Annotated in this window: 16 protein-coding genes; 3 read left to right on the top strand and 13 right to left on the bottom strand. The window is 68.5% G+C overall.

The window, feature by feature from the left end; all coding sequences use genetic code 11:
- Positions 1-95: 95 nt before the first annotated feature.
- From C1932_RS03250 to glyA, 3 genes are all read right to left on the bottom strand, one after another.
- On the bottom strand, positions 96-530 hold the full coding sequence (locus tag C1932_RS03250; RefSeq protein ID WP_108761219.1) for a hypothetical protein: 435 nt from the start codon (positions 528-530) through the stop codon (positions 96-98).
- Positions 523-990 carry a hypothetical protein gene (locus C1932_RS03245; RefSeq protein WP_108761218.1) on the bottom strand — a complete coding sequence of 156 codons (468 nt, stop codon included), beginning with the start codon at positions 988-990 and terminating at the stop codon, positions 523-525. The genes C1932_RS03250 and C1932_RS03245 overlap by 8 nt, the downstream gene beginning before the upstream one ends.
- Positions 991-1,057: 67 nt before the next feature.
- Positions 1,058-2,311 (bottom strand): serine hydroxymethyltransferase, encoded by a 1,254-nt coding sequence (glyA, locus tag C1932_RS03240; protein ID WP_108761217.1) that lies wholly within the window; start codon positions 2,309-2,311, stop codon positions 1,058-1,060.
- A 385-nt stretch (positions 2,312-2,696) separates the two neighbouring features.
- On the opposite strand from glyA, the gene C1932_RS03235 reads away from it, so the two are divergent.
- Positions 2,697-6,170: an autotransporter domain-containing protein gene (locus C1932_RS03235; protein ID WP_159094493.1), complete on the top strand. Its 3,474-nt coding sequence runs from the start codon at positions 2,697-2,699 to the stop codon at positions 6,168-6,170.
- A 104-nt stretch (positions 6,171-6,274) separates the two neighbouring features.
- Here C1932_RS03235 and C1932_RS03230 read toward each other — a convergent pair whose 3' ends face one another.
- The gene (locus tag C1932_RS03230) at positions 6,275-6,754 is read right to left on the bottom strand and encodes an RcnB family protein (RefSeq protein WP_108761215.1); all 480 of its coding nucleotides are present in this window, start codon (positions 6,752-6,754) and stop codon (positions 6,275-6,277) included.
- A gap of 254 nt (positions 6,755-7,008) precedes the next feature.
- Between C1932_RS03230 and ettA the strand changes: the two genes are divergently transcribed.
- Both ettA and C1932_RS03220 read left to right on the top strand, forming a co-directional pair.
- Positions 7,009-8,673 (top strand): energy-dependent translational throttle protein EttA, encoded by a 1,665-nt coding sequence (gene ettA, locus C1932_RS03225; RefSeq protein ID WP_108748493.1) that lies wholly within the window; start codon positions 7,009-7,011, stop codon positions 8,671-8,673.
- An 89-nt stretch (positions 8,674-8,762) separates the two neighbouring features.
- Positions 8,763-10,079 carry an NCS2 family permease gene (locus tag C1932_RS03220; protein ID WP_108761214.1) on the top strand — a complete coding sequence of 439 codons (1,317 nt, stop codon included), beginning with the start codon at positions 8,763-8,765 and terminating at the stop codon, positions 10,077-10,079.
- 111 nt (positions 10,080-10,190) lie between these two features.
- Here C1932_RS03220 and bcsZ read toward each other — a convergent pair whose 3' ends face one another.
- Genes bcsZ through C1932_RS03175 form a run of 9 tightly spaced genes read right to left on the bottom strand, consistent with a single transcriptional unit; the run spans position 10,191 to position 24,149 of the window.
- On the bottom strand, positions 10,191-11,324 hold the full coding sequence (bcsZ, locus tag C1932_RS03215) for a cellulose synthase complex periplasmic endoglucanase BcsZ (protein ID WP_108761213.1): 1,134 nt from the start codon (positions 11,322-11,324) through the stop codon (positions 10,191-10,193).
- A complete protein-coding gene (gene bcsC / locus C1932_RS03210) occupies positions 11,308-14,889 on the bottom strand; it encodes a cellulose synthase complex outer membrane protein BcsC (RefSeq protein WP_108761212.1) in 3,582 nt (1,193 codons plus the stop codon). The genes bcsZ and bcsC overlap by 17 nt, the downstream gene beginning before the upstream one ends.
- Positions 14,889-17,264 (bottom strand): cellulose biosynthesis cyclic di-GMP-binding regulatory protein BcsB, encoded by a 2,376-nt coding sequence (bcsB, locus tag C1932_RS03205; RefSeq protein WP_108761211.1) that lies wholly within the window; start codon positions 17,262-17,264, stop codon positions 14,889-14,891. The genes bcsC and bcsB overlap by 1 nt, the downstream gene beginning before the upstream one ends.
- The gene (gene bcsA, locus C1932_RS03200; RefSeq protein WP_108761210.1) at positions 17,261-19,885 is read right to left on the bottom strand and encodes a UDP-forming cellulose synthase catalytic subunit; all 2,625 of its coding nucleotides are present in this window, start codon (positions 19,883-19,885) and stop codon (positions 17,261-17,263) included. Before bcsA ends, bcsB begins: the two co-directional genes overlap by 4 nt.
- Positions 19,885-20,643 (bottom strand): cellulose biosynthesis protein BcsQ, encoded by a 759-nt coding sequence (gene bcsQ / locus C1932_RS03195; RefSeq protein WP_108761209.1) that lies wholly within the window; start codon positions 20,641-20,643, stop codon positions 19,885-19,887. The genes bcsA and bcsQ overlap by 1 nt, the downstream gene beginning before the upstream one ends.
- Positions 20,640-20,816, bottom strand: a complete 177-nt coding sequence (gene bcsR, locus C1932_RS03190) for a cellulose biosynthesis protein BcsR (protein WP_108748486.1) — start codon at positions 20,814-20,816, stop codon at positions 20,640-20,642. The genes bcsQ and bcsR overlap by 4 nt, the downstream gene beginning before the upstream one ends.
- Positions 20,816-22,444 carry a cellulose biosynthesis protein BcsG gene (bcsG, locus tag C1932_RS03185; protein ID WP_108761208.1) on the bottom strand — a complete coding sequence of 543 codons (1,629 nt, stop codon included), beginning with the start codon at positions 22,442-22,444 and terminating at the stop codon, positions 20,816-20,818. Before bcsG ends, bcsR begins: the two co-directional genes overlap by 1 nt.
- Positions 22,441-22,620, bottom strand: coding sequence for a cellulose biosynthesis protein BcsF (bcsF, locus tag C1932_RS03180; protein ID WP_108761207.1), 180 nt, complete (start codon positions 22,618-22,620; stop codon positions 22,441-22,443). The genes bcsG and bcsF overlap by 4 nt, the downstream gene beginning before the upstream one ends.
- The gene (locus C1932_RS03175; protein ID WP_108761206.1) at positions 22,617-24,149 is read right to left on the bottom strand and encodes a BcsE family c-di-GMP-binding protein; all 1,533 of its coding nucleotides are present in this window, start codon (positions 24,147-24,149) and stop codon (positions 22,617-22,619) included. Before C1932_RS03175 ends, bcsF begins: the two co-directional genes overlap by 4 nt.
- Positions 24,150-24,159 lie beyond the last annotated feature (10 nt).

Raw genomic sequence — 24,159 nt, 5'->3', positions numbered from 1 at the left:
GGAACGCCTGGCTCAGGGGACGAACGAGCTGCCACGGTCATGGCAGCGTCGCAACGGTACCTGAGAAGCCCTTGGGCGGCAAATAGTTGTCCACGTCAGACCGTGTTCGGGGCATGCCGCAGCCATAGCAGATGCGCTGCGGGCACCAGCAGCGGCGGCCCCAGCACCAGGTAGCCCAGCACCTGCCACGGGCTGCCGGTGGCCCAGGCAAAACCGATATAGCCCACCACGCCCAGCGCCGCCAGCCCGCCCAGCGCCAGCCCGATCCACGGCAGCGCGCGCGCGTGCCGCAAGGCCGCGCGGCCCTGCCGCAGGTAGCACACGCTCAGCCACAACCAGCCGACCAGGCCCGCCAGGCCGGCCGCAGACCACAGCAACAGCACGGTGCCCTCGTCGCCGCGCATGAAGGCACTGCGGGTAAGGAAGGTATAGACCCCGAAGCCGGCCACCAGACCGCCGGCCAGCAGCGCGGGCAGCCCGAACAGCAGGCCATGCGCAATGTAGATGCGCCGATGCGTGCGCTCATGCATGGTCGCGGCCCTGTGCGGCGGACGATGGCGGGCCCAGCCAGCGCAGCCAGAACAGCACGGTGGCAGGCACCAGTAACGACGGCCCGGCGAACAGACCGTTCAACACGGTCAGGCCCAGTTCGGAAAAATAGGTCAGTGCCAGCACCAGCATCGGCAGCGTGGCCAGCATGCCCAGGGCCAGTTGCCACCACCAGCCAGACCAGGCCGCGCGCAGGCCGGCGAAGCCTTCGCGCAGCCAGAATGTGCTGAGCATCACCCAGGCCAGCAGGCCCGAAAGTCCGGCCAGGCCCCACAGCAGCAGGCCGCTGCCGAAGCGCAGGCTGTCTGCATCCACGCGGATGAAGGCGAACACGCCCATCATCGCCGCGATGAAGGCGCCGACCGCGCCCAGCAGCAGGCTGGGCAGGCCGAACAGCACCGCCAGGGCGATGTAGATGTGTTTGAGACGGCGCTCATCCATGCGCGGGGTTCCTGGTGGCGGGGTCAGAGCCCTTCCCTGCGGGAAGGGATCCGACCCCACTCCCCGATCAGCCGTAGACCGGGTACTTGCGGCACTGCGCGCTGACGGCATCGCGCACGCGGGCGATGACAGCTTCATCGGCCGGGGCGTCGAGCACGTCGGCGATCCAGTTGGCCAGGTCCACGCAGTCCTGTTCGACATAACCGCGGGTGGTGACCGCAGGGGTGCCCAGGCGCAGGCCCGAGGTCACGAACGGCGAACGCGGGTCGTTCGGCACCGAGTTCTTGTTGACGGTGATGTGGGCCTTGCCCAGCGCGGCTTCCGCATCCTTGCCGGACACGTCCTTGCCGATCATGTCCACCAGCATCAGGTGGTTCTGGGTGCCGCCGGAAACGATCTTGTAGCCACGCGCGATGAGCGTGGTGGCCATCGCCTGGGCGTTCTTCACCACCTGCTGCTGGTAGGCCTTGAAGCCCGGCTCCAGCGCTTCCTTGAAGGCCACGGCCTTGCCGGCGATGACGTGCATGAGCGGACCGCCCTGGATGCCCGGGAACACGATCGACTGCAGCTTCTTGACCAGGTCTTCGTCAGCCCCCTTGGCCACGATGATGCCGCCGCGCGGGCCGCGCAGGGTCTTGTGGGTGGTGGAGGTGACCACGTGCGCGTGTTCCAGCGGGCTGGGGTACACGCCGGCGGCGACCAGGCCGGCCACGTGGGCCATGTCCACGAACAGGTAGGCCCCGACCTTGTCGGCGATGGCGCGGAAGCGCGCCCAGTCGATCACCTGCGAGTAGGCCGAGAAACCGGCCACGACCATCTTCGGCTTGTGCTCCAGGGCCAGGCGCTCGACTTCGTCGTAGTCGATCAGGCCCTGGTCGTTCACGCCGTACTGCACGGCATTGAACAGCTTGCCCGAGGCATTGACCTTGGCACCGTGGGTCAGGTGGCCGCCGTGGGCCAGGCTCATGCCCAGGATGGTGTCACCCGGCTGCAGCAGGGCGAAGTACACGGCCTGGTTGGCCTGCGAACCGCTGTGCGGCTGCACGTTGGCATAGTCGGCGCCAAACAGCTGCTTCAGGCGGTCGATTGCCAGCTGCTCGGCGATATCCACGTATTCACAGCCACCGTAGTAGCGCTTGCCCGGGTAGCCTTCGGCGTACTTGTTGGTCAGCTGGCTGCCCTGGGCTTGCATCACCGCCGGGCTGGTGTAGTTCTCGCTGGCGATCAGCTCGACGTGGTCTTCCTGGCGCTGGGTTTCGGCGGCGATGGCCTTGGCCAGTTCGGGATCGTAGGTTTCGATGCGGACGTCACGCGGGAACATCGGTCACTCCAGGCAGTAGGGGGACAGCGGGCCCGTAATTGTAAGCGCGCCGGGGGGCGGCGGCGACCGCAGCCAACGGGGCTTGGCACCGCGTACATGGCATGATGTGCTGGCCCTGCTGCGTGCCAAGGAGGGAATGGCCGCTTGGGACAGCGCTTGGTGCTTGAGTTCAATTCAATGAACTGTGATTCAAACCCCTGAAATTCTGAACAATTTAGGCTAGCAAACCTAAAGCCCCACGGATCGCCGCCGATACGCCCTGTCCAAACAGGGGAAAAATCGCGTGATCCATCCGTTCCACAGCTGCAGGGCTGCATTGACGCCAGCCACCCGTCGTACGTCCGCTACCGCACGCCGCGCTTCCTTGCTCGCGCTGGCCGTTGGCTTGGCCATCAGCGCCGGAGCGCAGGCGGTCAACACCGTTCGCACCGCCGATGGTGACTGGTACGACGCGTCAAGCTGGACCGCCGGTGTGCCCAATGACACCAACTCCACCAACTACGCCTATATCGACGGGTACACCGTCGGGCTGACCACCGCCGATACCAAGTCCTGGCATGTCTACCTCGGCAGTTCGGCCGATGCCGTGCTGGATATCTCCGGTGTGGGCGGCTTGACCACCGCCACCGCCACGCTGGGTGTTGCCGCCGGCCACAAGGGCATTGCCATCGTCCACGGCGCAGACGCTTCGTGGCGGATCAACTACGACATCGGCGTGGGACACGAAGGCAGCGGCGAACTGTCCGTGCTGGGCGGCGCCTACCTGTACACGAAAAATGCCTGGGTAGGCTCGATGCCGGGCAGCGATGGCTTCGTGATGGCCGACGGGGCCGGTTCGCTGTGGGAAGCAGACACGATCTACGTCGGCAACGCAGGCAACGGCCGCGTGCAGATCAGCAATGGCGGCAAGGTCAACAGCAGCCAGATGCTGATCGGCAACGTCGCCAACAGTGACGGCCTGTTGCAGGTGGCCCAGGCCGGATCGGAGCTCACGACCGGCAGCCTTGGCGTTGGCGTGCATGGCCAGGGTGAGATGATGGTGATGGGCGGCGCGGTCGTCAGCAGCGATTCGGCCGTCGTGGGTGATGCCGGCGGCACTGGCACAGCCACCGTCAACAACATCGCCTCGCGCTGGTACAACAATGGCCTGCTGACCGTGGGTCGCGGCGGTACCGGCGCGCTGTCGGTCTACAACGGAGCCGGCGTCTATTCCAGCGGACTGGTGATGGCCGACCAGGGCGGCACCGCAACCCTGACCATCGGCAGCGACAGCGGCATGAACACCACCGGTGCGCAGACCGTGATCGGCCGGAACGGTCATGCCACGGCCAACATCTTCAGCCGCTTCTTCGCCAGCGATGTGACCCTGGGCGAAGCTGCTGGCAGCCACGGACGTGTGCTACTGAGCGGCGCAAGCGGCGAATGGATCAGCAATTCGTTGGCGCTGGGCGATGCCGGGCTTGGCCGCTTCACCGTGAGTGACGGCGCTTCGGCGACCATCAATGGGTCGATCCAGCTGGCATCGGCCGCGGGCAGCGAAGGCAGGCTGGTGGTGAGCAACAACGGCGTACTGGCGGTGGGTGACACCACCTCGTTGCTGACGTCCATCAGCACCGGCGCCGGCACGGGTGACCTGGAGCTGTCCGGCGGAGTGCTTCGCAATCCGGGGTGGCTCACGGTTTCCAGCGACATGCGGGTAACCTCCGATTCGCAGTTGGATGCGATCGGCAACCTCGATATCCAAGGCAATATCAGCGGGAGTGGTGGCCTGGCGAAAACCGGGGCCGGCGTGCTGATGCTGAAGGGTGACAACACCTTTGAGGGCGACCTGATCATCAACCAGGGCACGCTGTCCCTGGGCGGCAACCAGGCCGCCGGCAACGGTCGCCTGATCTTCGCCGACGGCACGTCGCTCGGCCTTGTCAACATGACCACCCTGGCCAACAGCGTCCGTTTGCTGGGTACCACCGACGTGCACATTGCCGGCAGTGACAGCGTGATCTTTGCCGGTGGCGTAAGTGGCGCGGCCACTGCCGTATTGGAAAAGCACGACAGCGGCGAGCTGGTGCTGGGCAGCACTCCATTCGCCGGCCAGGTCCGCGTGCTGGGTGGCACGGTGCGCGCGGTCGGCAATGCGCTGCCGACCGGCAACATTGAGATCGGCAGCGCAGGCGTGTTCCAGACCGATACCACCCGCGTGCTGACCTATGCAGGCCAGCTGAGCGGCAGCGGCGTGCTGCGCCAGGGCCGGCATTATTTGGCCCTGACCGGCGACAGCAGCGCCTTCAGCGGCACCGCCTGGGTGAGCGAAGGCCAGCTGGAGGTGGATGGTCTGCTGGGTGGCCAGGTCAAGCTGGACCAAGGCGCCTGGCTGACCGGCCGTGGCAGCGTGGGCGGTGTGCAGCTGCTGTCCGGCAGCGTGCTGTCGCCAGGCAGTGCGACGGCACGTGGCATCGGCCAGCTGCAGGTGAAGGGTGATCTGGCGTTCGACAGCAGCAGCCAGTACCGGGTGGATGTGAGCGCCAATGGCATCAGCGACCACACGCTGGTGACCGGTACTGCAACGCTGGGCAATGCCAGCACGTTGGCCGTGGCCGCTGAAGGCGACTGGCAGGCCTCGACCCGCTACACCGTGCTGACCGCCAATGGCGGCGTGGCCGGCGTATTTACCGGCGCCAGCAGCACCCTGGCGTTCCTGGCCCCGATCCTGGATTACGACGCCAACCACGTCTACCTGACGATGCAGCGCAACGACATCGCGATGCCGGACATCGAACTGGCCTTCCCGGACGTTGTGGTGAATGACAACCAGAAGGCCGTGGCCGGCGCGGTGGAAGCGCTGGGCAATGGCAACGCGGTCTATGACGCGGTGGTGCGCCTGGACGTGGCCGACGTGGTGCCGGCGTTCGACAGCCTGTCCGGCGAGATCCATGCGGCCAACCGTGGCGCCCTGCTGCAGAACCGCTTCCTGCACGATGGCATTGACCGCCATCTGGATGGTGCGGCGATGGCCGGGCAGATTGCCCCGGGCGTGCGTGCGTGGGTGGCCGGCAGCAGCAGCCAGCGGCGTACCGATGCCAGCGCGCAGAACGCCGGGCTGCGCAGTTCGCAGCACGGGCTGATGGCCGGTGCCGGCTGGATGTTCGGCGATGCACTGGAACTGGGTGTGGCCGCAGGCCAGCAGCAGCTGGTCAGCCGCCTGGCCCAGCGCGATGCACGCGCCGAGACTGACAGCACCGAGTACGGCGTGTACGGTCAGTACCGCTGGCAGGGCCTGAGCCTGCGTGCGGGCGTCAGCCGCGCCGACTACCGCACCGACAGCAGCCGCACCGCGCAGGTGGGCAGCACGCTGTCCGAAGGCCTGGCCGCGCGCGAAGACGCCACCGGCACCAGCGCCTTCCTGCGTGCTGGCTGGACCTTCGGCGGTCCGCGCCTGCAACTGACCCCGGAACTGGAACTGGCCCAGGTGCGCCTGCGCAGCGAAGGCAGCCAGGAACACGGCGGGCACAGTGCCCTGCAGCTGGATGGCCAAACCGCCCGCTACCGCACCGGCCTGGCCGCGCTGCGCGCGGACTGGGACATCAGTGGCGGCCAGCGTGACCGTGCGGCACTGACCGCGCGCGTGGGCTGGCAGGTGGCCGGTGGTGATCGCCTGCCGCAGGCCACCGCGCGCTTCGTGGAAGGTACGCAGGACTTCGGCATTGCCGCCGCGCCGCTGGCCCGCCGCAGCGCGCTGGCCCAGCTGGGCGTGGCGGTCAGCCCGACCGACAACAGCCGTCTGTCGCTGCAGATGCAGGGGCAGCGCGGTGATGGCCAGCGCGATGTCGGCGCACAGCTGGATCTGTCGGTAGCGTTCTAAGTGCTGAAAGGGGTCGGAGCCTTTTCCGCTGGAAAAGGGTCCGACCCCGGGATGGTGGGGTCGGACTCCTTCCCGCAGGGAAGGGCTCCGACCCCGTTGCTGCATCAGCGGTTGTTGATGATGTAGTCGGCGATGATGCCGGTGGCCACGGCCACCAGCAGCATGTTGCCGCGGTCGTCGCGGATCCAGTGGTGGCCGTACGGCGGGCGACGCAGGTGGTAACGCGGGTAATCGTTCACCACGTAGATCGGGCCACGGTAGTAATCGCGGTAGCGGTGCCCGCGCTGCCAACCGTAACCCGGGCCCGGGCCATAGCCGGGGCGATACACCACGCGCGGCGGCGGCGCCGGGTGGTAATAGCGGCGGTCGTGGTCGCGGTTCCAGTCGCGGCGGGCATCGCGGCGATCACGTTCGTAGTCGCGACGGGCCTCGCGGACGTCGCGGCGGTACTCGCGACGGTCGTCACGGCGGTCTTCGCGCCACTCGCGGCGGTCACGGTGATCGTTGTCGGCAAACGCCGGGGCGACCGCGCCAAGGGCCAGAACAGAGGCCACGGCTCCGGCCATGATTCGGTTGATGCGCATGAGAAACCTCTGCTCGGGTGGGTGGTGAGGCCAATCTTGCGCATTGCGTCTGAACGGATATTGGCTGGAAACGGTTCCGATTCGCAGGATGTGACGCAGTATTCAGGCAGCGGCCAGCCCCGGGGCCAAAGGCGGCGCGGGTGACAGGCGGTTCCGGCTATAATTGGCGGTATTCCATTTCAGTCTGTGCCCGCTGTCGTCCGGGATCTTCCCGCTGACGGACGGGTGCAGGGCCGCGCCCCTACGGAGACCTCATGTCCTCGCAATACATCTACACCATGAACCGCGTGTCCAAGGTGGTCCCGCCCAAGCGGCAGATCATCAAGGACATCTCGCTGTCCTTCTTCCCGGGCGCGAAGATCGGCCTGCTGGGCCTGAACGGCGCCGGCAAGTCCACCGTGCTGAAGATCATGGCCGGCGTGGACACCGATTTCGAGGGCGAAGCCCGCCCGCAGCCGGGCATCAAGGTCGGCTACCTGGCGCAGGAACCGGAACTGGACCCGACCAAGACCGTGCGTGAAGCGGTGGAGGAAGGCGTGGGCGAAGTGCTGCAGGCCCAGGCCGCGCTGGAAGCGGTGTACGCCGCCTACGCCGAGGAAGGCGCCGACTTCGACGCGCTAGCCAAGGAACAGGAGCGCCTGGAGGCGATCCTGGCCGCTGGCGACGCGCACACCCTGGAAAACCAGCTGGACGTGGCCGCCGATGCGCTGCGCCTGCCGCCGTGGGATGCCATCGTGGGCAAGCTGTCCGGTGGTGAAAAGCGCCGCGTGGCGCTGTGCCGCCTGCTGCTGCAGAAGCCGGACATGCTGCTGCTCGACGAACCGACCAACCACCTGGACGCCGAGTCGGTGGAATGGCTGGAACAGTTCCTGGCGCGCTACACCGGCACCGTGGTGGCGGTCACCCATGATCGCTACTTCCTGGACAACGCCGCCGAGTGGATCCTGGAACTGGACCGCGGCCGTGGCATTCCGTGGAAGGGCAACTACACCGACTGGCTGACCCAGAAGGATGAGCGCCTGAAGCAGGAAGACAACCAGGAAAAGGCTCGCCAGAAGGCGATCCAGAAGGAACTGGAGTGGTCGCGCCAGAACGCCAAGGGCGGCCGCACCAAGGGCAAGGCCCGTCTGGCCCGCCTGGAAGAGCTGCAGTCGGTCGATTACCAGAAGCGCAACGAGACCAATGAAATCTTCATCCCGCCGGGCGAGCGCCTGGGCAATGCGGTGATGGAGTTCAAGAACGTCTCCAAGAAGTTCGGCGACCGCCTGCTGTTCGACGACCTGAGCTTCCTGGTGCCGGCCGGCGCCATCGTCGGCATCATCGGCCCCAACGGCGCCGGTAAGTCGACCCTGTTCAAGATGATCACCGGCCAGGAAAAGCCGGATTCGGGCGAGATCGTGGTCGGCCCGACCGTGAAGCTGTCCTACGTGGACCAGAGCCGCGACGCACTGGAAGGCAACCACAATGTCTTCCAGGAAATCGCTGGCGGCCTGGACATCCTGAACATCAACGGCATCGAGATCCAGTCGCGCGCCTACATCGGCCGCTTCAACTTCAAGGGCCAGGACCAGCAGAAGATGGTCGGTTCGCTGTCCGGTGGTGAGCGTGGCCGCCTGCACATGGCCAAGACCCTGCTGCAGGGTGGCAACGTGCTGCTGCTCGACGAACCGTCCAACGACCTGGACATCGAAACCCTGCGTGCGCTGGAAGATGCGCTGCTGGAATTCCCGGGCAACACCTTCGTCATCTCGCATGACCGCTGGTTCCTGGATCGCATCGCCACGCACATCCTGGCGTTCGAAGGCGATTCGCACGTGGAATTCTTCCAGGGCAACTACCGAGAGTACGAGGAAGACAAGCGCCGCCGCATGGGCGACGATGCTGCGCCGAAGCGCCTGCGCTTCAAGGCGCTGAAGTAAGGCAACCGGAAAGGCCGCGCTCGCGCGGCCTTTCTCTTTCGGTAGGTCACCACCGTTGGTGGTGACACCCAATTGTTGTGAGAACCCCCATGTCCCTGTTCGAACGCCTGTTCCAGCTGCAGCAGCACGGCACCACCGTGCGCACCGAGCTGCTGGCCGGTGTCACCACCTTCCTGACGATGTCCTACATCGTCTTCGTCAACCCGGAAATCCTGGGAACCACGGGCATGGATGCCGGCGCGGTGTTCGTTGCCACCTGCCTGGCAGCGGCGCTGGGTTCGGCAGTGATGGCGCTGGCCGCCAACTTCCCGGTGGGCATGGCGCCGGGCATGGGCCTGAACGCGTTCTTTGCCTTCACCGTGGTCGGTGCCGCCGGTCTGCCGTGGCAGCAGGCGCTGGCAGCGGTATTCATTTCCGGCCTGGTGTTCCTGGTGCTATCGCTGACCGGCGTGCGCGCCTGGCTGGTGGCCGGTATTCCGTCGTCGTTGCGCTCGGCTATCGTGGCCGGCATCGGCCTGTTCCTGGCGATCATCGCGCTGCAGAAATCGGGCGTGATCATTGCCAACGAAGACACTCTGGTAGCGCTGGGTCCGCTGAACACCGCGCCGCCGCTGCTGGCCCTGGGCGGCTTCCTGTTGATTGCGATCCTGGAAGCACGCCGCGTGCGCGGGGCGATCCTGATCGGCATCCTGGCGGTGACCGCCGCAGCGTGGGCGCTGGGCGATGTGCAGTTCAAGGGGCTGGTGTCGCTGCCGCCGAGCCTGGCCCCCACCTTCCTGCAGCTGGACCTGCCCGGCCTGCTGCACCATGACGGCGGCGCGCCGATCGCGGTGCTGCTGCAGGTGGTGCTGGTGTTCGTGCTGGTGGAAGTGTTCGATGCCACCGGCACGCTGTACGGCGTGGTCGGGCGTGCGGGCCTGCTGAAACTGCCGGGTGCGCAGAAGCACTTCGGTCGCGCGTTGCTGGCCGACAGCACGGCGATCGTGGCGGGCTCGCTGCTGGGCACCAGCAGCACCACCGCCTTCGCCGAAAGCGCCTCGGGCGTGCAGGTGGGCGGCCGCACCGGCCTGACCGCGCTGGTGGTGTCGGCACTGTTCCTGGCCGCGCTGTTGTTCTCGCCGCTGGCGGCGATGGTGCCCGGCTATGCCACCGCCCCTGCCCTGCTGTTCGTGGCCGGGCTGATGCTGCGCGAGCTGGTGGAAGTGGACTGGAGCGATCTGACCGAATCGGTGCCGGCGGCATTGTGCGCGTTGGCGATGCCGTTCACCTACTCCATCGCCAATGGCCTGGCCTTTGGTTTCATTGCCTATGCAGCGCTGAAGGCCGGTACCGGGCGTTGGCGCGAGGTGCACCCGGCGGTGTGGCTGGTGGCGGTGCTGTTCGTGCTGCGCTACGCGTTGGAATGACCGTTGAATGGGGTCAGAGCCCGTTGTTGCGCAGCGGGATCCGACCCCGTCGGCTGCGGCTGGGGTCAGATCCCTTTGCGGCGCAAAGGGCTCTGACCCCGCGTTACCGCCCTACCAACGCGGCTGCAGACGGCCGTCGGCGGCGAAGCGCCAGCGGCCTTCCATCCAGCCGCGGCCGAACAGGGTAAGCATCTGCGTGTAGTAGGCCGGCTCGGCGCTGCGTTGCTGTTCCGCCGTTGGCAGGCTGGCCAACAACGCCTGCGCCTGCTGCGTTTCGCCCTGCGCCTGCAGGTACGGCAGCAGCGCGGCACGGAACCCGTAGTTGCCTTCGCCCTGCCCTTGCCCGCTGCGGGTATCCACCTTTTCCCACATCGCGCCGCCGCCGCGCAGGCGCTGCAGTGGGCCAGACAATGCCTGCAGCTGCGGCCGGAACAGCGGGTCGCGCGCGGCGGTCATGCCTGCCCAGGCGTAACAGCGGATGGCATCGTAGCCGCCCACCGGGCCCTTCACCGGGTCCACCACGAACGCGCCCTTGCGCCAGGCCGCCCAATCCGGTGCAAAGCCGTGCGGGCTGGTCTGCTGCAGCAAGGCCACCGTGTTGCGGGCCAGCGCCTGCCACGGGCCCTGCGTGTCCACGGCGGCGAAGCGCCGCAGCAATGGCAACGGCAGATAGCTGGGATTGACCCGCGTGGCATCGTCTTCAATGAACCCCTGCGGGCCCGGCAGCAGCATCGGCCCCAGCCCATCGAGTTCGACGATTTCGCGCGTACGCACCTGCCCCAGCATGCCGGTGGCGATCACCTGCAATGCCGGCCGCCGCCACAACCGCGCGCCTTCCAGCAGCGCGTAAGCCAGCCAAAGATCGGAATCGGAGGCGGGGTTGTCGTCCAGCACGCGCCAGGCGCCCTTACCATCGCGCCCCCACAGCCAGGCCGGCAGCCGTGCGGACATGTCACCGCCGGCCAGGTTGTCCTGGGTCCAGGCCAGCACCCGGTCGAACAAGGCCTGGTCGTTGTCCACCAGGGCGAAGAACAGTGCATAGGACTGCCCTTCGGACGTGGTGCGCTGGTCGTTCTGGCTGCGGTCGATCATGCGCCCGTCGCGGCTCAGGCTGCTGGCCTGCAGCACCTGCCAGGCCGGCCAGCGCGGCGCAGTCTGTGCTTGCGCGCCCACGTGGGCGAGCAGCGGCAGGGTCGCGGCCACCTGCAGCAGGCGGCGGCGCTGCGGATCAGCGGAATTCGCCATAGGGCACCAGCGGGGACACCGGCAACGGCAGGTTGCCCTGCCACGGCTTCAGCGTATAGCGCAGATAGAGCTGGAACGTATTTGGCGAAAAATCGCGGCTGCGCTGCAGCGTACCGGCCGCGCCCAGCACGAAGTGGTCGCCCAGGCGCCGTTCCACCGCCGCGTACAGGCGCGAGCCGGTACCGCTGCTGCGACCACTGCTGGTGTACAGGCCATCCGGGTCGAGCGTGAGCGGGCCGTACTGCGGCTCCAGCTGGGCGATCACCCGCTCGATCAGGGCCTGGTCGGGATAGCGGCTGATGGACGCGGTGCGCGCACTGGACACGCTGAAGGACGCGTCCACGCGCAGCGACCAGTTGTCGCTGCGCCAGGCGAAGCTGGCAGGCAGGCTGAGCGAGGCGTAGCGCTGCGGGCTGTAGTAACCGCCCTGCCCCAGCGAATAACCGCCCAGGTCTTTCTGGTAACGCCAGTACATGGCCGTGGTGCCCACGGCCAGGCGCATGTCCGGCCGCTGGATCAGCTTGTGGTACCACCCGGCCATGGCCCGCGCGCGGGTGTTGTCTTCCACGTTGCGACCGGTCAGGCGGTGCCAGCTCCAGTTCGACCAGATACCGTTGCGGCCACCTTCGTCGTAGCCCAGGCTGAAGGTCACGCCGTTGGCGGTCACCCCGCCCCAGGCAATGCCACTGCGCGGATCCACCGCGCCGGCCTGGGACAGCAGTGAATTGGTCATCGGCCGGCGCGACACCGTGGCGCCCCAGCCCAGCCGGCCCAGGTCACCGTTCAAGGTGACCCCACCCAACCAGTTGCCCACCACGTAGTTGGACGGGGTGTGGCCCAGGTCGATGTTCCAGCGGTCGTCCAGCGTGCGCCAGCCCACGGCGAAACCGGCACCGGAATTGCGCCGCTGGTGCACGTAGCGGCTGCAGCCGGGCGCGCGCAGCGCCGTGCCATCGGCCTGCAGCAGATCCAGATCGCAACTGCCGAAATCTTCGTCGAAGGTGCCATCGTCGCCAGTCTGGAACCGGCCCGCATCGAAGTGCACCTGCTCGATGCGCGCCCAACCCAGGCCACCGGCAAACGGTGCATCCAGGTGGGCGATGCGGGTGTCACGCGAGAGCCGCGACAGGCCCGGCGTGCCGTCGCTGCGGCGGCCGGAATCCTGCATCACCGTCAGCGTCGGGTTCTGCTGCTGGTACAGCGTGTCCACATCGCTGCGCAAGCTGCTGCGCAGCCAGTCATCGCCCTCGGTCTGGCGGCTGGCCAGGGTGAGCGCGCGGTTGTCGCGCGGCGTGGCCTGCGCCGGGGCCAGCAGGCCGTTGTCGGCCATCGCCTGGGCGTACATGTCCAGCGCCTGCTCGGGATCGTCGGCGCGCACCAGCCGCGCCGCATCGCGCCACGACTGCGCATCGGCTTCGGTCTTGCGCGCCAGCAGCCCGCGCAGGATCTGCAGCGCGCGCGCATTTTCATGCAGGTCGGTCCAGATGCCGGCCAACTGCCGCTGCTGGCCCAACGCATCGTCGGCTACCTGCGGTGGCGCGTCGTGCATCTGCTGGCGCGCACGCGGCAGATCGCCCTGCACGATCCACGCCTGCACCTGGCCCAACTGGGCATCCACGTTGTCCGGCTGCGCGGCCAGCACTTGCTGGTAGTAATGCAGTGCCTGTGCCGCATCACCGCGCAGGCGTGCCCATTCGGCCAGCAGCAGGTCGTTGTCGGCGCTGGGCGGTTGCTGCTGCAGCAATGCGATGGCTTCCGGCTCGCGGCCCTGCGCGCGCAGCTCCCACATGTGTTCCACCAGTTGCTGCCGCTGCAGGCGCTGTGACAGCGCACGCATGTCATCGTCCCAGCGCTCGCGCGGCACGCTGTCCAGCACCGCCAGCGCCTGCGGCAGGCGGTCGCTGCCGGACAGGTACAGGGCCTGCGCGTAGCGCGCTTCGCTGCTGTCATTGCGCGCGGCCATGTCGGCCACCACCGCATCGGCGTCGTCGTCGCGGCCGGCGCTGCGCAGTTCATTGCCCAATGCATAGGCCAGCCACGCATCGCCGGGCAGTTCCTGGCGCAACTGCTGGCCCAGGCTTATTGCAGTGGCGGCGTCGCCGGCGGCCAGCGCCTGTTCGCGACGCTCGCGCAGCCGGCTGATCTGCAGTTGCCGCAGATCTTCGGCATACAGCTTCTGCTGCGTGGCCGGCAGCGAATGAATGAAGCTTTCCAGCCGCTGCGGATCGGTGCGCCCATACAGCTGCACCAGCTTGCGGATCACATTGGCATCGCGCGGGGCACGGCGCTGCGCGGCCAGCAGCAGGCGTTCGGCGCTGGCATCGTCGCCCCGGGCCACGGCCACGTCCACCAGCCCCAGCTGTGCATTGATCTCACCGGGTTGCTGGCGGCGCGCGCGCTCGTACAGCGCCTGCGCCTGGTCCACGTTGCCGCTGGCCAGTGCGGCTTCGGCCTGGTCCAGCAGCAGCCAGTAATGCGTACTGGCCAGCAGGTCGGTCCACTTGTCGGTGCTATCACCGGCCGGCGTGGCCTGCACGGCACGCTGGAAATAGCTGATGGCCTGTTCTCGGCGCCCCTGCCGCATTACCGCCATGCCCAGGCCGCCCAGGAAATCGGCTTCGCGCGGATAGCCACGCAAGGCCTGCAGGAAGGCGCGCTCGGCCTCGGCATTGCGATCGCGATCCAGCAGCTGCTGGCCGCGCAGGCCGGCACGCCAGGCCGGGTCGGTCACCCGCTTGTGCTGGTCGGCATAGCGCTCGCGCACCAGCGCGATGTCGTTGAAGTTCGGATTGCGGGTGATGAAGGCCTGCAGCCGGCGTACGTTGGCATCATCGGCCGGCTGGTCCTGCAGGAAGTCCCATTCGGCATCGGCGGCCAGCGTGCGCGCTTCGGGGTTGCGCCCCATGCGCTCGAGCGCGGCCAGCGCTTCGGCATCGCGGCCGGCGGCGAACAACAGCTGCGACAGCGTCTGCAGCAGCGCCGTGTTGCCCGGATAGCTGCGGTCCAGCGCGCTCAGTTCGCGGATCGCCAGCGCGCGGCCATCGGCCTGCGCGCCACGCAGGCGCCAGTACTCCAGGCCCAACTGCAGCCCGGGCGGATCGTCATTGAACAGGCGGCGATAGATCACCAGTGCTTCGTCGCTGCGGCCACCGGCGGCGAACAGCCGCGCCTGCTGCAGGTCCTGCTGCAGATCGCCACGGTACGCCCGCCACAGGCGTTCGCCGGCGGCCAGCTCGCGGCTGCCCGCACCCAGCTGGCGCAGGCGCTGCAGGGTGGCATCGGCGTCGGCCATCTTCTGCTGTGACAGCTGCACTTCCAGGATCGCCAGCAGCGTGCTGCGGTCATCCGGGGCCAGCATGCGCAGCCGCGCCAACGCGTCTTCGATCAGGCCCTGGCGGCCGCTGGCTTCGCCGATGCGCACCTGTTCCAGCAGCCATTGCCGCTGCTCGGCCACCGTACCGCCGGGCGTGGCCGGCAGCGCCTGCGCCTGGCACGCACCAACGCCGGCCAGGCCCAGCAGGACCAGGCCGGAGGCGGCGACCAGCGGATGCCGCGCGCGTGCCATCAGTGGTCCGGGCCCAACCGCTTGGCAGCCACCCAGCGCAGCGTGCGCCACAGCAGGAAGGCCACCATCAGCACCACTACCGTGGCCAGCACCGCCAGCAACGCCGGGTGATCGGCCAGGTGGTACCAGAGCAGCAACCACCACGGCAGCGAGCCGACGTAGTAGTGCTCGCCCACGAACTGGCTGTGGATGCCGGAGGTGCGCAGGATCGCAACCGAACCGGCGATGGCCTGGCGCTTGCCGGTGTCACTGAGCGCCTCGTCCAGCAGGCCGTAATCGGCCGCGCCACTGGCCGCCAGCGAGACGATGCTGCGCTGCGCGTGGTGGGGCGACTGCAGGCCGACAATGGCGGCGAACGGTGCATCGGCGGTCACCGCCACTTCGGTCACCGCCGGGTCACCCTGGCGGCTGCCACGGCGGGCCTGTTCCATCGCCTGCTGCGGCGATGGCGACTGGCCGTTCAACAGGCGCGTGCGCTGGGCGTCGATGAGCAGCGAAAGCTGGTCGCTGCCGCGCAGCTCATCGGGCAGTGCGCCCAGCATCAACAGGTCCGCATCCAACGTGCTGGCCTGCTTCCAATCGTTGGACAGGCGCAGCCCGTAGGCGGGGTAACCGGTCTGCACGCCCAGCCCGCCCACCAGGTTCAGCAGCAGGGTCGCCTGCGCTTCGCTGGCCTGCGCCGGCACCAGCACCACCGTCTCAGACAGATCGGCCATGCGGGTGAACGGGAAACCGCTGAGCGCGAACGCCGACAGGTCCGGCAGGCCCATGTAGTGGTGGAAGCCGGAGAAATCGATGGTCGAATCTTCTTCGATCGCCGCCTGCAGGTTCGGCGGCAGCACGGTCTGGCAATGGTCGCGCTGGGCACTTCCCATCACGCTGGCGAAGTTGAAATCGAAGCGCAGCTGGTTGCGGTCGCCCAGCTTCAGCGACGGAATCAGCAGACGCCCCGCGTCGGCACCGGCGTCACCGGCCAGTACCGGCAGGCGGATTTCTTCCAGGCCCTGCTTGCCGTTGCGGCGCACCAGCGGGAAGCTGGAAATGAACTGGTCGTTGATGGCCACGCCCAACCGCGATTCGTCGCTGCCGAACGGCGGCGTGTAGCGGTAGCGCAGGTTCAACGGAATGCCCTGGTTGCGCCAGATGAACAGATCCGGCGGCAGGTTGAGGTTCACCGTGATCGGCTGCGGGGCCACGCCGTTGGCGTGCAGCTGCTGCGGGTAATCCAGCAGTTCACCCAGGCGCACGGCTCGGTCGGTGCGCACCCAGTTGGGCGCGTCGTATGGCTTGCGCGGCGCCAGCGGTTTGATCTGGTCGATCGCCACCTGCTTGCCGCGGAACAGCACGTTGCCCGCAGCCATGGCCGCCACGGCCTTCTGCAGGTCCTCGTCGTTGCGTCCCAGCACCAGCAGCAGCTTGCGCTGCGGATCGTCCGGCAGCGCCATCAATTCCACCACCGGGCCCTGCACCGGCGCGTGGTTGGCGATCACCGGCGGGAACTTGCCGTTCACCGCCAGCACCACGGCATGACCCTTGTCCGGCAATGCACCGAAGCTGACCGGGAAGCGCGCCTGCCGCCACCAGCCGGCCAGGCTACCGAAGTACGAGGCCATGATCGCGCCGGCACGCTGCTGCGCCAGGGTCGGCGCGGTGCCGTAGACCACCGGCAGTTCCAGCCGCGCGGTGTCGCGCGGGTCGAAGAACGGCAGCGGGAAGTTGGCCAGGTCGTCCTGCATGGCCAGCGGCTGGCCGCCCAGGCGCAGCGTGCTGTTGCTCGATACATTCACCCACAGGGAACTGTGGGTGGGCTCTTCGCAGATATCGGTGTAGTGGCCGACGAACTCCAGCCGCACCTGGTTGAAATCGGCGATCAGCCGCGCGTCCAGCGGCAGCTTGGCCTGCACCGGGCGACCCAGCTGGTCGTTGCTGATCGGCACCACACCCATCATCGCGTCATTCAGATACACCCGCAGGTGCGACAGCGTCGGCAGCAGCGACGGCGACGGGGTGAAGCTCAGGTCCAGCTCGGCCTCGCGCGCCAGGCGATCGCGGCGCACCTGGAATTCCAGCGTGGTGGTGTTGCGCACGCCCGACAGCAGCACATCCTGGCGGCGGCCCAGCTCGGCAAAGGTGCTTTCGCGCTGCCACGGCCAGGCACTGCCTGCCCAGGTTTCGGCCTGCGCCGGTTCCGGCCGCGGCGCGGGCACCACGGCGGCATTCACCGGCGTGGGCACGGCCACCTGCGCCGGTGCGGTGTCAGGCGTGGACCCGGTGGTCGCGGGCAGGCGGGCCGGCGCGGGGGCACTGTTACCCGAAGCGACCGGCAGGGCCAGCAGCGGCAGCAGAAGCCAGCGCAGAGGAGAGGAAATGCTCATGGACGATGCCCTGGGTCAGCGGCTGGGTCAGCCGAGTGGGAGGGAAGCGGACGTTGCGGAGCGAAACTGGCCATCCAGCGCAGCAGGCGCCGGCTCCAGTGCACGGGACGGTCGAGGTCGAACGGGGCGAAATCGCCCATCCGCCGGTAACCGCGCCAGCCCAGCACCAGCACGCTCCACAGGCTGCGCGGCAGGCTCTTGGGCTGGTAGCCGGCATGCCAGTCAAGCCAGGCATCGGCACGGGCGAAGGTGCACTGGGCGAATTCCACGCGCTGGCGTTCGCTGTCGAACTGCAGCAGCAGGCCCAGGCGATGGCCCATGGTGCGCTGCACGCGTGCCGGGAAAGCAAACTCGCGGCGGCCACGGCCCAACAGCACGTGTACGCGCGCGCCTTCGGCCAGGCCGGGGTCGTTGCCCAGCTCCACGCCCACGCCGTCGTTGGAATAGTCCTGCAGCACGCCGCGCAGGCGACGCCCATCGGGCACCTGCAGGGCCATCGGCAGGTGCGTGGTCACGCGGTGCGTGCGCCGCACCTGCTGCACTTCGGCGGCGACCGCCAGCGCGCCGCCGATGATCAGCAGGTTGTACAGCACCCACAGCGAACTGACGATCACCGTGCCACGCTCATCGGCCGGGCCGTGCATGAAGCGCCAGACCGCGAAGCACAGGCCGGCCACGTTCAGCAGCGCCAGCACCAGGTACGGCCGGGCCACGCGCCAGTCGAAGCGGTCGCCATCCTGAGTGCCGCCCTTGTCGGTCACGTTGAACTTGCCGCGGCCGGGGCTGAACAAGGCCACGGTGGTGGGCCGCGCGATGTACCAAGCCAGCACGGTCTCGTACACCTCGCCCCAGAACGGGCGGCGGTATTTGCCCTGGATGCGCGCGTTGGTCAGGCTGGCATGGGCCATGTGCGGCACCACGAACAGCAGGATGGCCAGTGCCGGCGCATAGATGATGTAGACGTGCAGCAGCAGGAACGCCAGCGGCGCGGTCAGGAACACCAGGCGCGGAATACCGGCCAGGAAGTGCAGCATGGCGTTGGCGTAGCAGAACCGCTGGAACAGGCTCAGGCCCTTGCCGATCAGCGGATTGTCGATGCGGAAGATCTGCACCATGCCGCGTGCCCAGCGGATGCGCTGGTTCACGTGCGCGCCCAGGCTGTCGGTGGCCAGGCCCGCCGCCTGCGGAATGCGCAGGTAGGCCGAGTTCCAGCCATTGCGGTGCAGCCGCAGCGCGGTGTGCGCATCTTCGGTGACGGTTTCGGTGGCGAAGCCGCCAATGGCATCGATCGCTTCGCGGCGGATGACCGCGCACGAGCCGCAGAAGAAGGCGGCGTTCCACAGGTCGTTGCCATCCTGCACCAGGCCGTAGAACAGCTCGCCTTCGTTGGGATCGCTGCGGAACACCTGCAGGTTGCGTTCGAACGGGTCGGCCGAGAAGAAGTGATGCGGGGTCTGCACCAGCGCCAGCTTGGGATCGCGGCCGAACCAGCCGCAGGTGACCTGCAGGAACGAACGCACCGGCAGGTGGTCGCAGTCGAAGATGGCCACCAGCTCACCGTCGATCAGCGTCAGCGCATGGTTCAGGTTGCCGGCCTTGGCGTGGCGATTGTCAGTACGGGTGATGTAGTTCACCCCGGTCTGCTCGGCGAATGCGCGGAATTCCTCCCGCTTGCCGTCGTCCAGGATATGGATGCGCAGCTTGTCGACCGGCCAGTCCAGGCCCATCGCGGCGTAGACCGTATGCCGCACCAGCGACAGGTCTTCGTTGTAGGTGGGAATGAGCACGTCGACGGTGGGCCACTGCCGCACGTCGGCCGGCAGCGGCGCCGGGCGCCGGCGCAGCGGCCAGGCCACCTGCACGTAGCCCAGCATCAGCACCAGCCAGGAATAGGTTTCGGCGGCCAGCAGGATCAGGCCACAGACCAGATCGAAGGTGCTGTTCCAGTTCAACGTGGCGGTGTAGCGCCACCACAGGTAACGGCAGGACACGGTGATCGACAGCACCACCAGCACCAGGGTGGCGTAGCGCCCCTGCATGCGCCGCACCAGCAAAGCGATGGCCCACAGCAGCAGCACGAACACGAGCTGCGCCAGGTAGCTGAAGGGCTGGGTGACGCACAGCAGCGCCAGCCCCAGGGTGGCAACACCGATGGCCGCCGTCGCCCAGCGCCGTGCGCGCGGCGACAGGGCGCGCACGCGCTCGCCGGCCCAGGCCATGAACCGGCTGTTCCACACATCCTTGGGGGCATCGCGCATGGTGCGCAGGTAGCGCACGTGGCCGCGACCGGCCGCGCCGCGCAGTTCGGCGATGCGCTGCTGCCGTGCGCGCGCCAGCCGCTGCCGGCGCAGCGATCGGCGCGGCACCAGGCGCACCACCGAAAACCACAGCGCCTGCACCAGCAGACGGATCGGATCGCCCGGGCGCCAGCGGCGGTCACCCTGCAGCTGCGGGAACGCGGCACGCAGCCGCGGTGCCAGGCCCTGCCAGGCGGGTCCTTCCAGGCGCAGCAGCGCCCAGCCCAGGGCCTGCAGCAGCCACAGCACCGCGCGGGTCGGCCAGGCCGCATGCACGCGGTGGCGCAGCCGCCCCCAGTCCAGGTAATAGACCCGCTGGCTCATCATCGCCGGCCCGCCTCCGCCCGTTGCAGGCGCGCCGCTTCCGCCAGGCACCACAGGGCCAGCCCCTGCACATCGGCGGCGGCCAGCGAATCAGCTGCGTGCTGGCCCAGTGACTGCTTGCTGGCCAGCGCCGCCGGCACCTGCGCATCCTCGTGCAGCGGCTGCGGCAGCAGGCCGGCGCCATGGCTGTGCAGCCACAGCTGCATCAGGTCGCGCTGCACCTGCACGGCCGGGTCGTAGCGGTTCACCAGCAGGCGCCGTTCATCCTCGCGCTGGCGGTGCAGCTGCACGTGGCTGGCCGGGTCCACGCAGGCCAGGCGCAGCGGCAGTCGGCATCCACCGTGGGAATTGATGGCTGCCACATGCGCGGGCAGGCGCTGCGGCAGATCAAACAGCACGCAGTCGAACTGTGCCGACAGCGTGGGCAGGCGCTCGGCCCAGGTCTGCGGCGCTGCCGCCAACACGTGTTCCAGCAGCAGGGCTTCGCTGGCATCGACCTGGCCATAGGGCAGCACGGCCAGGCCGGGTGCACAGGCGAATGCCGCCGCGCGCCAGTCAGCACCGTCCAACTGCGCACGGGCCCAGCCGGCGCGCTCGCCGGCGGCCAGGCCCAGGTGCAGGCCCAGCATCTGGTCCGGGCTCATTTCCACCAGCAGCACACGCTGGCCCTGCGCGTGCAGTGCCTGGCCCAGTGCCGCCAGCACCGTGGTCACCCCGGCGCCGCCGCGCACGCCCTGCAGTGACAGGGTCAACGTCATGGCAGGCGCTCCAGCTCGGCCAGCAGCGGCCAGCGCGCCAGTGCCTGGGCGCGTTCGTTGTTCGCGGAAAAATCCACGTACCGCATGTCCGGCATCGCCAGGCTGCGGCGCAGCAGGTCGATGTCGTCCTCTTCCACCGACAGGGTGGCAGGCACCGCCAGGATGTCGGCCATCAGCGCTTGTCCTCCGGGTAAGGGCTCCAGGTCTGGCTGCCCTGCAGCTGCAGCCACGGCTTGCCGTCGTAATCGATGACCTTGGCGCCTTCGTTTTCCGAAACCGAGGGGGTCTGCGGCAGGCCCTGCAGCAGGCTGTTCCAGTCCCGATCAGCCGGCGGCGACTGCGCGTTCAACGCGTACACGCGCGACACCAGTTCGGAAATGGCGAGGAAACTGCTGGGTTCGGGCACGTGGCGCGGGCCACCGGCGGCCGGTGCGCCCATGCCGACCAGCTTCACCCCTACCGGCACATGGGTGATGGACGGGCTGGGAATCTCGCGCATGCCCGGAATCTGCATGCGATCGCCGTGCAGGGCTGCGCCGTGCTCGGGCACGACCACGATCATCGCGCGGCGCCCGCTCTTTTCCACCGCATCAACGAAACCGGCCATGTCGCCCAGCACCATGTTCGCGCGCGCCTTGTAATCGGCGGCGGCGGCACGGCCATCGGCGCCGACGATGCGGTTGCCGTCGTGCAGCGAGATGGTGTTGTAGAACAGGGCCACCTGCGGGCTGGATTCGGCCTGGCGCTGTTTCAGCCAGCCCATCAGCACGTCGCCGTCGCGGCGCAGCGGCGACTTGTCGAACGCCACCAGCGCACGCGGGAAGCCGCTGATATCCATCGGCTTGGCCTGCAGGCCACCGTAGCGCGACAGTTCACCAATGAAATCGTCGAAGTGGCCATCGTGGTTCATCGCCAGTTCGCTCTGGAAGCCCAGCCGCTGCAGGTTGGAGAACAACTGGCATTCGGCCGGCACCGGGTCGAACAGCGCGGTATGCGAGGTCTGGCCGCAGCTGGCGCGCAGCAGGCGGATCGCCGCCGGGCCGCTGTAGGCGGTGGCCGAATTGAAGTCATCGAACACCACGTCCATGTGGTCCAGCAGGTTGTTCTGGCGCAGGCCGATTTCATCCAGGTCGCTCCAGGCCAGCGAGCAGATGTTGAGGATGATGACGTCGAACGGTGCGCCGCTGGCTGGCGCCGGGAACGTGGTCTTCAGCGTGGCCTGCTGCTGGTAGAAGCTGGCCAGCCAGGCGTTCAGCGTATCGTTGCTGGCCGGTGCCAGCGCGCCCGTGGCCGCGCCGCGGGTGCCGGTGGCCGCTACCGCCTGGCCCTGCCCCCAACCCCAGCCCGCCGGCAATGGAAGGGCCAGCACGGCCATGCCGAGCATGCCCAGCACGCTCAGCGTGGTCACCCGCAGCCACGGCTTCAGCAGTACGTAGCCCACCACCAGCAGCGACAGCACCGCCACCATCTGCCAGTTGATGAAACGCTGCGCCAGTTCCAGCCAGTAGTCGGCGGAAAAATCCAGCACGCCCGGCTGCGCCAGCAGGCGCTGGAACGGCGGCCACCAGGTGTCCTGGTAATACAGGGCCACGCCCACCGGCACCGCCACCACCGTGCGCGCGATGCGCGCCCAGCGCCAGCGCAGCGGCACCAGCAGCGCGGCCAGGAACAGCAGGTTGGGCAGCAGTTTCAGGTTCAGCGCGCCCATCCAGGCCAGCGCCACCTTGGACAGGAAATACAGGTTCCAACCGCGCAGGTCGGCCCAGGCGAAGGGCGAGGCGGGCAACGGCTGCGGGCTCATGCAGGCCTCCGCGGCGCACGCTGGCGCACGCCCACGCGGCGCAGCTGGCGCGGCGGCAGCAGGCGCTGCACGGCGCGGCGTGCCATGCGCCAGAGCACGCCCGCCATGGCGCCAAAGGGAATCATCAGTACCGCGCAGGCAACGATCAACGTCCACAGCTGCTGATCGGTGGTCATGCATCCTCTCCCAGCCGCAGTGGCTTCGGTTCAGCAAACGTCGCCACCTGCACCGGCGCCGCCTCGGGCGTGGTGTCAGGGGGCGGCAACGGCTCGGTCTCGGGGTCGCTGCCGGTGGCATTCATCGAGGCCAGGTCGTACTCGGCCAGGCGCTGGTAGCCGTCGAACAACTCGCGCCACGGCAGGCGGAACAGATTGGACAGCGCCTGCTCGATGGCATCGCGGCGACAGCCGAACAGGAACAGGCGCACCTGCCCGCGATAGACGCAGACGACGTCGCCCTGGCGACGGATACGCAGCTGCTGCAGGGTCTGTTCGGCGCGCAGGCCGGCCACCGGCTGCAGCGCCAACACCGCGCTTTCCACGGCACTGCCATCCAGATCGATGCGCTCGCCGGCAATCTGGCGGAAGCGGGCCACGCTGACCAGGCCACTGATCGGCGGCGGCCGGTGCGAGCGGATCAGCGGTTCCGGGTCATCGGCCAGTTGCCCCTGCCAGCGCTGGCGCTGCACGGCATCGAGCAGGGTCAGCAGGCGCGGCAGCGGCGTGTGCGCCGGCACCACCAGGCTGCCGCCACACTGCAGCAGCAGGCGTTCGTCGGCATAGCGCAGGCAGGGCTGCAGCTCGCGCACCACCAGCTTCAGCGCATCGCCGCGCTCGCGGCGCAGGCGGTGCAGCAGACGCGCCAGTGCATCCACCTGCGCGTTTTCATTGATGGCCAGCACCACCGTGGCTTCGTTGGCGCGCAGCGCGGCCGGCATCAACCCCGCCCAGCCGTCGTACAGCTTCCACGCCGACGACAACGGCGGTGCGCCTTCCAGCACATCGGCCTGGGCCAGGAACAGATCACAGTCGCTGCCGCCATCACCGGCCACGCTCACCGCGTCGGTCTGGTCATCGGCGATCCGCTGGAACTGGTTGCCCACCGCTTCCACCGCGAATACCCGCTGGGCCACCACGCCATGGCTGTTGGCCCAGTAGTGCAGCAGCAGCTGCAGTGCGCCCCGGTGCGGGTGCAACTGGGCCACGCCCGCGCAGCTGCGGTTCAACGGCAGCAGGCGCGGGGCCAGGGTGGCCACTTCGCCGTGGCACAACAGCAGCAGCACCTGGCCAGCGCGCTGCGCCCACTGCTGCAGCTGCTGGCACCAGCGTGCCAGACGCGCATCGTCCCAGCCATCCAGCGCCGCCACCGGGAACTGCACGATGCTGAGCGCTGTAGCCGCCGACGAGGCGCGCGGCAGATCGCCCGGCAGGCTGCGCAGGGCCTGCTGCATGCCCGGGTGCGAGCGCTGGAACAGACGCACGCGTGCCGGCCCCTGGTCCGGCTGCAGCAAGGCCAGCAGCGGTTCGACGGTGCGCCCTAGGGTCACCAGCAGCGCCTCGTCCACGTCGGTCGCGGCCGCCAGCGTGCCCGCCCCGAGCAGGTCGGCCGGCGCACTGCCAGCGGCAACGGCCCAGTACACGCCGCCCGGGCGCATCTCCACGAACTCGGCCGCAACGTCTGCCACGGCCAGCCGCGGCGGCGTCACGCCGACATCC

It is taken from the genome of Stenotrophomonas sp. YAU14D1_LEIMI4_1 (genome assembly GCF_003086815.1).
In the GTDB taxonomy this organism is placed as follows: Bacteria; Pseudomonadota; Gammaproteobacteria; order Xanthomonadales; family Xanthomonadaceae; genus Stenotrophomonas.
This window is presented reverse-complemented; position numbering and strand designations above follow the sequence as displayed.